General features: G+C 51.7%; 9 protein-coding genes. 7 read left to right on the top strand and 2 right to left on the bottom strand.

Features of this window, described 5'->3' with window-relative positions; all coding sequences use genetic code 11:
- Window positions 1-48: 48 nt before the first annotated feature.
- Window positions 49-2,928: an excinuclease ABC subunit UvrA gene (uvrA, locus tag ACL02P_RS14955; RefSeq protein ID WP_412837577.1), complete on the top strand. Its 2,880-nt coding sequence runs from the start codon at window positions 49-51 to the stop codon at window positions 2,926-2,928.
- A gap of 312 nt (window positions 2,929-3,240) precedes the next feature.
- Here uvrA and ACL02P_RS14950 read toward each other — a convergent pair whose 3' ends face one another.
- Window positions 3,241-4,878, bottom strand: coding sequence for a nitrite/sulfite reductase (locus tag ACL02P_RS14950; protein WP_412837576.1), 1,638 nt, complete (start codon window positions 4,876-4,878; stop codon window positions 3,241-3,243).
- Window positions 4,879-5,232: 354 nt separating this feature from the next.
- On the opposite strand from ACL02P_RS14950, the gene ACL02P_RS14945 reads away from it, so the two are divergent.
- From ACL02P_RS14945 to ACL02P_RS14935, 3 genes are all read left to right on the top strand, one after another.
- Complete coding sequence (locus ACL02P_RS14945; RefSeq protein WP_016314089.1) at window positions 5,233-5,448, top strand: DUF2759 family protein; 216 nt, start codon at window positions 5,233-5,235, stop codon at window positions 5,446-5,448.
- A gap of 300 nt (window positions 5,449-5,748) precedes the next feature.
- A complete protein-coding gene (locus ACL02P_RS14940) occupies window positions 5,749-6,960 on the top strand; it encodes an S-layer homology domain-containing protein (RefSeq protein ID WP_412838253.1) in 1,212 nt (403 codons plus the stop codon).
- A gap of 632 nt (window positions 6,961-7,592) precedes the next feature.
- Window positions 7,593-10,289, top strand: a complete 2,697-nt coding sequence (locus ACL02P_RS14935) for a DUF5704 domain-containing protein (protein ID WP_412837575.1) — start codon at window positions 7,593-7,595, stop codon at window positions 10,287-10,289.
- A 44-nt stretch (window positions 10,290-10,333) separates the two neighbouring features.
- On the opposite strand, the gene ACL02P_RS14930 is transcribed toward ACL02P_RS14935, so the two are convergent.
- A complete protein-coding gene (locus tag ACL02P_RS14930) occupies window positions 10,334-10,885 on the bottom strand; it encodes an AbrB/MazE/SpoVT family DNA-binding domain-containing protein (RefSeq protein WP_412837574.1) in 552 nt (183 codons plus the stop codon).
- A 209-nt stretch (window positions 10,886-11,094) separates the two neighbouring features.
- Here ACL02P_RS14930 and ACL02P_RS14925 point away from each other — a divergent pair, with 209 nt between their 5' ends.
- From ACL02P_RS14925 to ACL02P_RS14915, 3 genes are all read left to right on the top strand, one after another.
- On the top strand, window positions 11,095-11,718 hold the full coding sequence (locus ACL02P_RS14925) for a deoxynucleoside kinase (protein WP_412837573.1): 624 nt from the start codon (window positions 11,095-11,097) through the stop codon (window positions 11,716-11,718).
- A gap of 3 nt (window positions 11,719-11,721) precedes the next feature.
- A complete protein-coding gene (locus ACL02P_RS14920) occupies window positions 11,722-12,375 on the top strand; it encodes a deoxynucleoside kinase (protein WP_009225404.1) in 654 nt (217 codons plus the stop codon).
- Window positions 12,376-12,813: 438 nt separating this feature from the next.
- Window positions 12,814-15,414 carry a DUF3656 domain-containing U32 family peptidase gene (locus tag ACL02P_RS14915; protein ID WP_412837572.1) on the top strand — a complete coding sequence of 867 codons (2,601 nt, stop codon included), beginning with the start codon at window positions 12,814-12,816 and terminating at the stop codon, window positions 15,412-15,414.
- Window positions 15,415-15,421: the final 7 nt, after the last annotated feature.

Below are 15,421 nucleotides of genomic sequence, written 5' to 3'. Positions count from 1 at the left end.
GATGAGAAGCCGATTTTTAAACATCATATAAAAAGGGAGATGAAGTTGTTGGGTCGCGAGAATATAGTCATCAAAGGCGCCAGAGCGCACAATCTGAAAAACATAGATGTCACGATACCGCGCGACAAGTTTGTCGTGCTTACGGGGTTGAGCGGCTCCGGCAAATCATCGCTTGCCTTCGATACGATTTATGCCGAAGGGCAACGCCGTTACGTGGAGTCGTTGTCTGCGTATGCCCGGCAGTTTTTGGGGCAAATGGATAAGCCGGATGTGGATTCGATCGAAGGATTGTCCCCAGCCATCTCCATCGACCAGAAGACGACAAGCCGCAACCCGCGTTCAACGGTAGGGACCGTTACGGAAATCTATGACTATCTTCGTCTGTTGTACGCCCGGATCGGTCATCCGCACTGCCCGGAGCATGGCATTGAAATTACGTCGCAGACCGTTGAGCAGATGGTTGACCGCATCATGCAATATCCGGAGCGAACGAGATTGCAGATCTTAGCTCCTGTCATTTCCGGCAAAAAGGGCGAGCACAAAAGCTTGCTCAGCGAAATCGCCAAGCAAGGCTTCGTCCGGGTTCGGGTGGATGGAGAGCAACGCGATTTGTCGGAGAATATTGAGCTGGAGAAGAACAAGAAGCACACCATCGAGGTCATCGTCGACCGGATCGTGGTGAAGGAAGATGCGCGCAGCCGGCTGGCTGATTCTATCGAAACGGCGCTCAAAATGTCCGGCGGGCAAATTCTCGTTGATATTATTGGCCAAGAGGAGCTTCGCTTTAGCTCGAACTATGCTTGCCCGATCTGTGGGTTCAGTATCGAAGAGCTGTCGCCGCGGATGTTCTCGTTTAACAGTCCGTACGGGGCTTGCCCAGAGTGCGACGGACTTGGTGTGAAAATGATCATCGATAAGGACCTGCTCATCTCGGATCCTTCCAAATCGATTGAGGAGGGTGCATTTGAGGCTTGGGCTGGCGGCACCTCCAACTACTATCCGCAGTTTTTGAGATCGGTTTGTGAGCACTTTAATATCCCGCAAAATGTACCGGTTTCCGAGCTGACAGCGGACCAGATGGACAAGTTGCTGTATGGCACAGGTGATGTTAAGGTTCGGTTCCGCTATGAGAACGATTTTGGCATGAGTCGAGAAGCCTATGTGACGTTTGAAGGGATTATCCCTAACCTGGAGCGGCGCTACCGGGAAACGGTTTCGGAGGGCATTCGTGAGTTCATCGAAGAGTTTATGGGCTCCAAGCCCTGTGGTACCTGTCATGGCCACCGTTTGAAGAAAGAGGTTCTGGCCGTAACGGTGAACGGTCAGAACATCGCCCATGTGACGTCTTTGTCGATCGGCGAAGCAAGGGAGTTCTTTGGGAATCTGGAGCTGACGGATAAGGAAAAATCCATTGCCCACCTGATCCTGAAAGAGATCAATAACCGGCTTGGGTTCTTGGTGAACGTCGGCTTGGACTATTTGACGCTTAGTCGTGCAGCTGGAACCTTGTCCGGCGGCGAAGCGCAACGCATCCGGCTGGCGACGCAAATCGGCTCTAGCCTGATGGGCGTCCTGTACATCCTGGACGAGCCTAGTATCGGGCTGCATCAACGGGATAACGATAAGCTGATCTCGGCGTTAACCCACATGCGCGATCTCGGCAATACATTGATCGTCGTTGAGCATGACGAGGATACGATGCTAGCCGCGGACCATATCATCGATATCGGGCCTGGGGCAGGGATTCACGGGGGTCAAGTGATCTCGCAAGGGACACCTCAGGAAATCATGAACGATCCGCGTTCCTTAACGGGTCAATATTTGAGCGGCAAGAAGTTTATCCCGGTACCTTTGTCTCGGCGGAAGCCGGATGGCCGTTGGTTGGAGATCAAAGGGGCGAAGGAAAACAACCTGAAGAACATCAACGTGAAGTTCCCAATCGGCGTGTTTACGGCGGTGACCGGGGTATCCGGCTCCGGTAAGTCGACCCTGGTCAACGAGATTTTGTATAAAACGTTGGCTCGCGACTTGAACCGGGCGAGAGTGCGTCCAGGCCAATACAAGGAAATCAAAGGCCTCGAGCACGTGGAGAAAGTCGTTGATATTGACCAATCTCCGATTGGGCGTACGCCGCGATCCAATCCGGCAACGTACACCGGAGTGTTTGACGATATTCGCGACCTATTCTCGCAGACGAACGAGGCGAAGGTACGCGGCTATAAGAAAGGCCGCTTCAGCTTCAACATCAAGGGCGGTCGCTGCGAAGCCTGCAAAGGCGACGGGATTATCAAAATTGAAATGCACTTCCTGCCGGACGTATACGTTCCTTGCGAAGTCTGCAAAGGCAAACGGTACAACCGGGAGACGCTGGAAGTCAAATATAAAAACAAGAGCATTGCCGATGTGCTGGAGATGACGATCGAGAATGCTACGGAGTTCTTCCAGAACATCCCGAAAATTCACCGCAAGCTGCAAACGCTGATGGACGTTGGTTTAGGTTATGTGACCTTAGGGCAGCCGGCAACGACGTTGTCTGGCGGGGAAGCCCAACGTGTGAAGCTGGCTTCGGAATTGTATCGCCGCAGCACCGGCAAAACGATTTATATTCTCGATGAGCCTACAACCGGCTTGCATGTCGACGATATCGACCGATTGCTCAAGGTGCTTCATCGCCTGGTTGATTCCGGCGAGACGGTGCTTGTGATTGAGCACAATCTGGACGTGATCAAGACGGCCGACTACTTGATCGATCTAGGGCCGGAAGGCGGCAGCGGGGGAGGAACGGTGATCGCTACCGGCACGCCGGAGGACATCGTGAAGGTAGACAAATCCTATACCGGACGATATCTGGCGCCGATTCTCAAGCGGGATACGAAACGCACCGCGGAACTCAACCAAGTCGAAGAGAAAGATCGGGAAGTCGTTTAGAAGAAAAAGGAGCAGTCTCTGTTTAGAGGTTGCTCCTTTTTTGGCTTGATCGATAAACGAGGACAATATAGCTGTCCGATCCCCTCTTGGCCCCCTCTTTTTGAGGATTATCCCGTTGCATCAGATCGTGGAAATGAGATACAGAAAGTAAGGCATGCCCTTTTCACACGGCACTCCCAGTCTCGCTTGATCCACACTCTGAACGAAAGGGATAATCGTGCAAAAAGGGCCAAAAGAAAGAACTAGACCGGCCCCCATAGGGTACCAGTCTAGTTCAATAGATGTCGAGTGAAGATGCTCAAGCATCTCTACTTAAGAGGCGATTCCCGCAGCTAAAATTTGGTTCAGCTGTTCTTGGAATGCCGGAACTCCGACGCGCCGAACGAAATCATGGAAGGATTCGGAGGCATTGCGATTCGTTTTATAGAATAATAGCAACTGCTCGAGAACATATGCCACTTGGTCGCCTTTGACGCGGCCTTTAAGCGCTTGGTTAAACTGGGCATGCGGCCCGTTTGCTCCACCGCCTAATGTACCGCCTACGGCAATATCAAATGCATCCACCATACCTTCCGGCGTCTTGATCAGAGAGCCCTGCAAGCCGATATCGGCAATATGCTTATGGCCGCAGGCATTCGGGCAACCGATAAAGTGGATGCGAACCTTCTCGTCCAGTTCGACATGCTGGTCCAGGTATTCTGCAACTTCAGCGGCACGGCGTTTCGTTTCAACGATGGCCAAGTTGCAAAATTCATTGCCTGTGCAGGAAACGGTCCGGCTCATAAAATGCTTCGGAAACGGAGTTAACCGCTGAAGAACTGGCGCTTTGAGCGCTTCTTCCACCTTGTCGTCCGGAATGCCGCTGATCAAAATATTTTGCGACATCGTGGTGCGGATTTTGCCTTCGCCGTATTGGTCAGCTACATCGGCCAGTTGCTCCAGTTCATCGGCGTTTAACCGGCCAACCGGTACATTAAGGCCGATATAATTGAGACCTTCCTGTTTCTGCGGGTGCACCCCGTCGAAATAGGCGGCTTGCCAGCCGACGGTTTTATCTTCCCCGCGCGACTCCAGCTCACCAACCAGCTCGATCAGCTTCTCTTTAAATTTCTCCGGTCCCCAGTCGGCGACGAGGAATTTCAGGCGAGCGTGGTGGCGTTTCTCCCGGTAGCCGTAATCGCGGAAAATCGTGGTGACTCCAATCGCAACCTTCAGCACTTCCTCCGGTCTGACGAAAATATCCAGCGGTTTCGCCAAATGCGGCTTCGCGGATAAACCGCCGCCCACCATGACATGGAACCCGATGTTCTCTTTTCCGTCGATCACCTTGACCGCTGGTGTAAAGGCTAAATCGTTGATTTCCGCTTGCGCATTATTGTAGATGTTTGCGGAGATCGACATTTTATATTTTCTCGGCAGGTTGGAGAAGTCACGGTTTAGCAGGAAGAATCGGTTCACTTCCTCCACGATCTCCGTCGTATCGATTAATTCATCCTTGTCGATCCCGGCGAGCGGATTCCCTACGATGGTACGCGGGCAGTCACCGCAGGCTTCAAACGAATACAGACCAACCTTATCTAGACGCTCGAAAATATCCGGCAAGTTCTCCACCCGCAGCCAGTGGAATTGAATGGCTTGACGTGTCGTCACGTCCACCAGGTTGCGGCCGTACAAGCGAGAAATTTCCGCCAGCGCACGTGCTTGCTTCGTGGTCATAATACCGGTATTGATGCGCACGCGCATCATGAAGTGACCATCCTTTGGTTTTTGCTGATATACGCCGGCCCATTTGAAACGATCCATATCGTCAGCTGGAATCGAGTCGTAGCCTTTCACCGCGTACTCCTCAATAATCGTGCGGATGACGTCCAGCCCGTCTTTTTCCAATTTGACGAACTCGAATTTGTTTAATTTCTCCGGCTCTTTGGTCCATATCGGTTCATAAGCCATGCGATAACCTCCCTATGTTACGTTTGGGTAAAGAATCCTCAATGGATCCCGTTCATTAATTCCGACAATAAAACTATGAATAAGGTTATTTTTCATGGTACCATAGAAGCCTGAGAGCGTAAATAAAGTAAGGGGGCTTTCGGGCATAAAACTTCCTTATGAACAACTAAAGATCTGGTGATAATGTATTTGTCAATGATATCCTGCATAAAATAAAGCTTGAATCCGGCAACAAACACGTGAATTCAGCGAAAACTTTGACAAAATCTTGTCTTTCCTCTTGCATCCGAACCAGAGGGAAGATAACATAGAAGAAGAGTTGTGATTTCGTGGATTTCAAGAGGAGGTTTCGCGATGTTGCTCCAGGCAGCGGAAGAAACAGCAAAAACAACGAATTTTAACGGGTTCGATATTTTTATGATTTTGTTTACGATTGTGATTTTTATTGGCGTGATCCGCCTGTTGAGAGAGCGTCCGAAGAAGAACCTGTTCGCGATCGCTTTCGGGATCATTAGCTTGCTGGTCTTTTTGGCATCGGATGCGATCATGATTAAGACCTGGTTTAGCTAAGCCAAGGCGAGCGATACATATTTCATTATGTGAAATAAGCCAAGGCACTTTATTCTTGATAAAGGAGTAAGGTGTCTTTTCATTTTACAGGATCTGGATTATAATAAGGCCAGGTGAAGCACACCTTGACATCTTTTGGATGGCGAGGTGTGTTTTTTATTTGCAACAAATGGATGATTTTATCAGAAAAGCAAGAACAAAGGAGGTATACAGCGAATGGTAGCGAATAAGTGAAGATACATATTTTTCCTTTGCATGAAATCTAAAAAATTAGGCGTGGGAGTGATGAAAGTGAAAAAGATGCTGATGGTGTGGCTGGTTGGATTGTTGGTGATCAGCTTGATACCGGGTGAGCCTCACCTTCATGCTGCTGGTGGGTTCCCAGACGTTAAGCAGGGGCACTGGGCTAAAGTGGCGATTGATTCAGCCGTGGCCAAGGGATATTTCAAAGGCTATGCAGATGGAAACTTCAAGCCGAATGGAACAGTAACTCGAGCTGAATTTGCGGCCTTATTGGCGCGGGTAGCTAAAGCTGAGGAGTCGGAGGTGACGGGGCATTCGTTTTCGGATTTATCGGGACACTGGAGTGAAGCGGAGGTCGAACGTGCGGTATCCCTTGGTTTTATTCAGCCGAGCGACTATCTGAACGGGTTTCAGCCGAATACACCGATCACCCGCTTTGAAATGGCCAAGTGGATGACGTCGGGACTGGCAGCCAACAATGATGACTTTAAGCAAGCGTTGGAGGACACCAAGACAACGGTAATCCCGGTGAGAGAATATTTTAAACCGGGGATTCCACAGTCGAAATCTTCGTACGTTGCCGTCGCGTTAGGGACAAAGCTGATGAGCGGGTATCCGGACGGCTCCTTTGGGTTGGATAAGAAAGCGACTCGCGCGGAGACAGCCATCATTCTGCAAAATTACGAGCAGGTAAGTAATAGAGAAGCGGGGAGTTTTTTAGGATTAAATGAACTCCGAGAAGTCGGAACTCAACGTACAAATATGGAAACGATCAGTCCATTTACGACTGGAAATAATCCTTTGACAAATGTAGTAGATAAGACGCTGACGTTCCGAAACCATGCTGGCAGTTTAAAACTCCGCAACTATATCATTACGGATAGTCAGGACTTTAAGGACATTAAAAGTATTTACGCGCCATTATTTATTAATCAAACCGATTTTGACGCTCGCTTGGATCAACCGGGTAGATACAGAGCATACATTCAAATTACTATTTATCCGAAAACAAAGGATTTTGACTTGGATCATTACATGAACGGTTCAATTTATGGCCTTGTCAATGGCAGTAGAATTGCAAATACCAAGCTAACGGAAAAGTATGGGTATCTTACATTACCTAATATGTACACTAAAGAATTTTTTAAAGAGCACAATTCCAGTGACGGTATCACTCTATGGGTAAAAACAATTCTAGATGTAAAGAAGAATCCTAATGATCAACTTACAACAGATGATGGCTCGTTTTCATCATTAAGAGTTAAATAAGGGGGAAAAGAATGAAAAAATGGAGTGTCGGATGTTTATTACTCACTCTATTTATCGTTCCCTGGAATGTTGCCGATGCTGCTTTTGAAAATGGTTACCCTGCCGAAGGAATTGAGATTTCCCCAGCTGGGCCAGCTCAAATGCAAACAGTTAGAGTAGAGGTGAAGGGAGAGGCTTCTGCCAGACCAAAGGTAGTTTGGGTACAAAGCGATACAGATATTTGGACTGCTACCTTTGATGACGGAACTCGTGTAGACACGGGTACACATGGTCGAGGCTCCAGTGCTGAGCCCTTAAAAAAACGAATCGATTTCACTCTTGACTTGACTTCATATACTCCAGAAACTATGCAGGATGTTCTTGGTAATAAGTTCTTAAAATCATATATTAGAGATTTGTCCATCGAAGATATGGAGTGGAGAGATGAGGATAGTTATGAGCCGGTTGGAGCTAAACCAGTATTTAATCAAGGGAGCATTAATGCAACAATCAAAGTTTCGACTGGATATCCTTTAATCGTTAGCAACAAGTACAAGTACGCGACCCGGTATGATGGCGAAGATAAATTTATGGCGGAATATTATATCCCTATGTTTGTTAAATTCAAGGGCTATGTAGTTGAGAAAAAGAGAATGCGCGTGTTGGATAATGCTACGTTGGCGGTAGGCCAAACCAAGGAATTGAAGGCTCAAGTTAACACGTTGGAGTACAACATGTCTGACTGGAGCGATAAATGGTTTGATGTTACATCAGCTAGCGAGACGTCTTGGTCGTCCAGTAACGCTAGCGTGGCAACAGTTGATGGGAACGGAAAAGTGACCGCGAAATCACAAGGAACCGCCATAATCACAGCCCAATGGAAAAAAGGACCTTACTGGTTATACGGATCAGCCACAATAACCGTAGGAACCGGTGGGGGAGGCACGCCGAATCCTACAGACCCTCCCCCTGGCGGCCAATGCACTCAACCAGCCCCAAGCGGCAATGTCATTGATGTTCCCTTAAATGATCCTGCAGTAAGCGCAGTTATTAAAGCAGATAGTCGCGGGGCTGAGCGATTTAATGTGTTGGATGGGATTCCGACTTCCGAAAGTCTTTATGGGAATGTCTTTGCCAAAAGCTACTTATCGAAAAATAAATTTGTAGAGATGGCCGGGAAATGTACCTTTGAGATTACGGTAAAACGTGAGTACACGCTAACGTGGGATCCAGGCAAAGAGGTGGAAGGGCCGGATGGCACAACCTATAAGGAGCCGGATCCGCAAACGGACACGGAAACCGTGACGAAATCGTACACGATTGAACGTCCATACTCTTTTTGGGTGATCGATAACCTGGAAGTGTATCAAATTAACGAGGCCGCATTGCTAAATTACGCTTTTGAAGGCAATGGCATTCGGATACGGCCTTCAGGGTACACGCCACCGACATATTCAACGGACCTTTCACATGGGTTTACGCCACCGGATCCGGAAAATCCGGTAGAAGCACCGCCGGGCAGTATGTCAGGAGGGGAGGAGAGACCTGATCCAAGCGGGGAGGATTTGAGTTCTTTTGCTGAGAGTGGCGTAGAAGATGTGAAAGTGAAGAATGACACCCTGATATTCAACGGAAACACCATTATGAATGGTGCTGAAACGAGCCGATCGGGAGCACGGCCGGGTCAGATCCCAGCAGCGCCGCAGATCAACGAAAACGTGCTGTACAGTCCAGGTCATGTGATCCCCACCAGCAAGACGAATAAGGCGGACCAACCTAGCGCTGGCACGATCTATTACGGGCTGATGAGCGGCAACATTAATGGCGGCTCCGACAAAAGCTATCCTATTTACGGGATCAACAGTGTGACCGTACATACACCTGTAGTGATGTACCCCGGCGTCTCCGACGACCAGGCGCACAATCAGAAGACGACGCCGGCGGCGGGGCGTTCGGCGGTGATTTTGGACCGGCCGTTTACCGTCACGATGCCAAACAGCGGCCAGCATGCCAATTACCTGGGGTATGGCAACCGGGACTATTTGAAGTATATCGGCAGCAAGCAGGTTCGCTTCCCGTTTGATGTCTATGAGGGGGCGAAAGCGAGATTTTATCCCAAAAATACCTGGATTGAAGTCGACAAGGCTCGGGAGCAGTTTGACTTCTACCTGCCCGTTTGGGTGGATGAAGGGTTCTATACCGTGGAGTTCCGCACCATCGCGCATAATGCGCCGGCCGGAGCGACGGAGCAGACGAACGCCAACTTGAACCTCACCCATCATATCGCTTATGGCACGGTGCCGGTTGACGTGATTGGGCGGGTGTTCGATCTTAACGTGACGGATATCGCCGATTACAACTGGGAAAGTGTGTTTCGGACGGCTCCGGGAAGTCCGGTGCCCACAGGGGCCGTTTACTGGGTTGGGCTCAACGGAATTGATGGGGCGCCAAGAGGTAATACGCCGCAGTATACGCTGCCGATCCGCCCCGGAAGCCATCCGCTGTACAAAAACGCGGTCATCAAAACGGGATACCACTTCAAGTTTGATCTGAAAACGAAAGGGAATATGTTCGGGCCTTTAGATCAAATTGTGATTACCCCCTCGTTTGATTTCATCGACGCCGTAAGCGGGAAGCGTCAGCCCGTCGATCTGTATTACCATACCGGGAACAGGAGTTACGTTCGGATTGGGTCAGCCCTGGATCAGGTGCAGCGCTACGTGATTCTGAATGATCGTCTGCGGAATGTGCCGATGGAAGAGTTGACGGATACAGCGCTTTACAAATACGATCACGACTACACGTTTGACCAGATAGCCGGGATTGGTCGCAGCCAGTTCGTGCAGCGGTTTATCCAGAAGCAGTCGATGCAAAAAACACCCGTCGGCAGCTTTAGCCTGCTGCGGTTACCGGAGGGCGTCCGCACGCTGATCGGTCCGAAGACGGGAATTCCTGCGGGCGTTGATCCAGCTCGGGTTAATGCCGCAGTGCAACGATGGTATGGCGAATATAGCCTACCAGCTGAGCTTTACGCCGTCCCGGCGGGGACGAACGTAGCGGAGTATGGACGGACGCATGGCGGGTTGACGGATCGGTCGGAGATCTTTTTGAAAAAAGGGTATATCGTGGTGAACTTCAACATCGAGACGGTGCGAAACGGGGAGACGGAGAAGCCATATCTTCAATATATCCGCGCGCCGCTGATGAACCAGTGGACTGGCATGGAAGGATTTGCACGGAGCGTTGTAGACCCTTACGGTCGGCGCTTCACGCTGAAGGATGGGGATGTGGCGTTTTACCATGCGGATCTGTCGAGTCGGGATGATTTCAGGCCGCTCGTGACGCATTAATTGTATTCGGACTAATGGCTCCTTTCCCTAGAGGGAGGAGCTTTTTAGGTTTGGCCATCCTGTTTCTTCGTTTTCATAGCTGAATCGGATTGTCTTAATTCCTGGAGTAGTTGACTCACCCGACTCTGGGAAATGCCTATCCTTCTGGCCCATTCGCTCTGTGTGGAGTTGGGGTGGGTGCGCATGGCTTCCAATAGCCGTTCGTAGGCTTTACCGCGTTTTCGACCTCGTTTTCTTGCAGCGATATCCTTGGTGGGACGACCCGGCCCCCTATTTTCTGCGGATGCGGTTACCGCAACCTCCTCTGTTCCCGGCGAGGCAGGTGGTGAGCTGAGTTCCAGGGTAGCCTGAAGACGAAGCTCCTGGATGCAAGAGGGACAAATAAATTTTTCATGATAATAGAGCAGGTTATCCAGGGTCTGGCAGAACATGCAGGCTTGAGATTGATATTTACGAATCATGATCCATCGAGAATCGGGGTCAATGAAAAACTCCATCGGATCCTTTTCCTCGATGTCTAATACCCTTCTCCATTCAATCGGCAATACGATACGCCCGAGTTCATCCAGTGCTCGAACGATTCCTCTTCTTCTCATCGGCTTACCTCCTATAGGTTCATCCATACAGTAATTCGACATAACTTCAAAATTTCCTGTAAGCTCAAACCATAAATACCTTTTTCTCTAAATCATTTATCGCCTCTCTTCTACTAGCCTACTTAAAATGAAAAAGCCGTTTGCCTGAATTCTGTGATACAATATTCTAGTCTATTTTTCAGGCAAGTGAGATGTGGGAGGATCCTCAAGTGAAGAAGCCATGCCCGTTTATCGCCGTGGAAGGCGCCATCGGAGCCGGAAAAACCACGCTGGCCACGATGCTCGCTGAGCGGTTTGATTTTCCGCTGTTGAAGGAGATCGTGGAGGAGAATCCGTTCCTGGACAAGTTTTATCAAAATATCGAGGAATGGGCGTTTCAGCTGGAAATGTTCTTTTTGTGCAACCGGTATAAGCAATTGGAGGATACGGTGAAAAACTATGTGTCCCGGGGGTTGCCGGTCGTGTCGGACTATCATATTTATAAAAACTGGATTTTTGCCCAGCGGACGCTGCAAGGGGACAAACGGGAGAAGTACCGGCAGATTTATCATCTGCTGACCGACGATCTGCCAAAACCGAATGTAATTGTGTATATCCAGGCGGAACTGGCGACCTTGTTAAAGAGAATCGAAAAACGCGGCCGCAGCTTTGAGCAGGACATCGATCCCGGCTACCTGGAGCGGCTGATCGAGGATTATGAAACGGCGATTACGCAGATTCAAACGCGTGAACCGGAGACGGTCGTGATTACGATTGATGGCAATATGCTGGATTTTGTGGAGCATCCGGAGCATTTTGAGCAGATCGTTGTGAAGATAAAGGAGCACTTATAAAAGATGAGTCATGAATTGCACATCCCTAAAGACGCCTTAATCACGGTAGCAGGTACCGTCGGCGTTGGTAAATCCACGTTGACCACTGCGCTGGCTGCCCGGCTTGGCTTTCGCACTTCGATGGAGAAGGTCGATAACAATCCGTATCTGGAGAAGTTCTATCAGGATTTCGAGCGCTGGAGCTTTCATCTGCAGATTTATTTTCTGGCGGAGCGGTTTAAAGAGCAGAAGGCAATCGTTGAAGCGGGCGGCGGGTTTGTTCAGGACCGTTCGATTTACGAGGACACCGGGATTTTCGCCAAAATGCATGCCGATCAAGGCACGATGTCCAAGACAGATTACGAGACGTACACCAGCTTGTTTGAGGCGATGGTGATGACGCCGTATTTTCCGCATCCAGACGTGCTTATTTACCTGGAAGGGAATCTATCGTCCATCCTGAATCGGATCCGGCTGCGGGGCCGGGAAATGGAGATTCAGACGGACGTCTCCTACTGGGAGCATATGCATGAACGGTATGCGAAGTGGATCGAGGAGTTTGATGCCTGCCCGGTGCTGCGGCTGAATATCGATGAGTACGATGCCACAGATGAAGCGTCATTGGATGAAATTATCCGCCAGGCGGCAGAAATCATTCATGCGTCGCGGGCGAAGTGAAACGGTTAAATATATATCATGAGGTCAATGGGAGCTGAGGCTACTGTTGGCTTCTTTTTTTGGTGAGACAAGGGTGGGCTTGGCTTCGGATAGGAGAGGTGTGTTTGGGGCTCTCTTTGATGATTATCCCGTTGCGTCAGAGCTTGGGGACAGAGAATACTTGCAAAAAGAGAATAGGTTGCGCGGACAAGGCTACCTAATTTCGCCCCCTCTCTTGATCCCCTTTTCTGAACGAAAGGGATAATGGTGTAAAAGAGGCCTGAGAAGGGGCGTAAGGACCCTGAGGGCTGGCCCCATGTTTTTCCTTGCGAATGGATGGAAAAGCTAGAGTGCACGGGCAATGTCTGCTAGAATATATAAGTTGATAATTCGCTTAAATTTGAATTTTTGCAATCAAGTAGAATAGACGCCGGCTGCGGCCGGATTGGGAGGACATACATGAGCAAGACGACGTTAACGCGGCAGGATGTGGAGCTGCTGGCGCCGGCCGGCGATTGGGATTGCATGCGGGCGGCGGTGGCGAACGGAGCGGACGCGATCTTTTTTGGCGTAGAGAAGTTTAATGCCCGGGCGCGGGCGAACAATTTCCGGATGGACGAGCTGCCGGAGATTATGGCTTTTTTGCATAGCTATGGGGTGAAGGGGTTCCTGACCTTCAATATTCTTGTGTTCGAGGACGAGCTGCGGGATGCGCAAGAGTTGGTTGAGGCGTGCATCAACGCGGGGGTGGATGCGGTTATTGTGCAGGACCTCGGGTTGGTGAAGCTGATCCGCGAGTTGTCGCCGGATTTTCCGATTCATGGCTCGACGCAGATGACGATCACTTCGCCGGAAGCGGTGGAGTTCGTGAAGCCGTGGAATTTGGAGCGCGTCGTGCTCGGCCGGGAAAATAACCTCAAGCAAATCAAAGTCATCGGGGAACAGGCGAAGCTGCCGATGGAGGTGTTCGTGCACGGGGCACTATGCGTGTCTTACTCTGGCCAATGTCTGACGTCAGAAATGTGGGGCGGGCGCTCGGCCAACCGCGGCGAATGCGCGCAGGCGTGCCGGTTGCCGTACGACCTGATCGTCGATGGGGAGCAGAAGCCGATGGGCGATGTCGCCTACCTGTTGTCGCCAAAGGATTTGGCGGCGATCGACATCATGCCGGAGCTGATTGAGGCGGGCGTGACCTCCTTTAAGATCGAAGGACGGCTGAAAAGTCCGGAGTACGTTGCCAACGTGGTGAGCAAATATCGGAAGGCGATTGACCGTTATTTTGACGGGGACGATACGCGTCCGTCAAAGGAGGAGATCCGTGAGCTGCAGCAGAGCTTTTCGCGCGGCTTTACGCATGGCTTCCTGGAGGGGACGAACAATAAGAAGCTGGTCGACGGGACGTTCCCGAAAAGCCGGGGCGTGTACCTGGGCCGCGTAGAGAAGGTGCTGCGCGACGGCGTCGTCTGCAAGCTGGAGGCGCCGCTGAAGCGCGGGGACGGGATTGTGTTTGATGCCGGGGATCCGACGCAAAAAGAAGAAGGCGGCCGCGTCTACGACCTGCGCCGTCAAGGCGTAAAGCAGGAAGGCGAAGCCGGAGAGGGTTGGATCGTCGATATCGTGCCGGGACGTAATGACGTGGATTTGCGCCGCGTGCACGTCGGGGATCGCATCTGGAAGACGAACGACCCGGCGCTCGACAAGCGGCTGCGCCAGACGTACGAGACCGAGAAGCCGTACCGCGTCTTCCCGGTGCATGTGCGGGCGGTGGGCCACGCCGGCGGGCTGCTGAATACCTTCTGGACGGATGTCCAGAAGGGAACGACGGTGCAAGTCGACTCGGAGCTCGAGCTCGAGGTCGCGCAAAAACGGCCGATGGACGCCGCTCTGCTCGAAGAGCAGTTCGGGCGTCTCGGCGGCACGGTGTTTCAGCTCGAGAAGCTGGATGCGGAGCTTTATGGCGACGTCATCCTGCCGATTCGAGAGCTGAACAGCATCCGCCGGCGGGCGGTGGAGCTGCTCGTCGCCGAGCGGCCGAAGCCGCCCGTGTGGACGCGCACACGGGCGGCGGGGGTGTTGGACGCCCCAGCCGTGGGCGGGGCGTCTTCGGCGCCGCTGGCGCCGGCGGCGGCAGCCGCTGCGGTTGCGGGGCAACCGCAGCAGGCGCAGGGCCGCGGGCCCGCGGCGCCCGTGAAGCACGGCGAAGCGCAGCTCGCCGCGCTGTGCCGCAGCCTGCCGCAGGTGCAGGCTGCCTTGGAAGCCGGCGTATCGTTCATCTACGCCGACTTCGAGTTTATCAAGCAATTCCCGGCAGCAGTTGAAGCCGTTCGCGCAGCCGGAGCTAGAATCGCGCTGGCGACGCCGCGCATCCACATGCCGGGCGAAAACGGCTACCACAACAACATCCTGCGCCTCCAGCCCGACGCGGTGCTGGTGCGCAACACCGGGGCGCTGTATTACTACCTGCGCCACCGGCAAGAGAACCCGTCGGCCGTGCATCCGCGGTTGATCGGCGATTTTTCGCTGAACATCGCCAACCACCTGACGGCCGAGCTGTTCCTGGAGGTCGGCTGCGACGTGGTGACGCCGTCCTACGACTTGAACATCCAGCAGATGGTCGATCTGCTCCGGGTCAGCCCCACGGCCGACATGGAGATCGTTATCCATCAGCATCTGCCGATGTTCCATACGGAGCACTGCGTGTACTGCACCTTCCTCAGTGAAGGAACGGACTACACCAACTGCGGCCGCCCGTGTGAAAAGCACCGCGCTTCCCTGCAGGACCGGATCGGCATGTCCCACCCTGTCCGCGTGGACGAAGGCTGCCGCAACACGGTGTACAACGCCATCGAACAGTCGGGCGCGGAGTATCTGAATCATTTTCTCGAGCTGGGCGTGTCCAAATACCGTGTTGAGTTCCTCGAAGAAACGCCGGAGCAGGTGCATGAGGTCATCGACCTCTACAACAAAGCGTTGCGTGGAGAAATCAGCGGCACCCAGGTATGGAAAACCCTCAAAGCGACCAACCAGCTTGGTGTCACGCGCGGACAGTTGGTAAAATAAAAAACGA

The sequence above is a fragment of the Paenibacillus sp. MB22_1 genome (assembly GCF_047200555.1).
In the GTDB taxonomy this organism is placed as follows: domain Bacteria; phylum Bacillota; class Bacilli; order Paenibacillales; family Paenibacillaceae; genus Fontibacillus; species Fontibacillus phoenicis.
The sequence above is the reverse complement of the archived record's forward strand: the minus strand, read 5'-3'. Positions and strand labels throughout refer to the sequence as shown.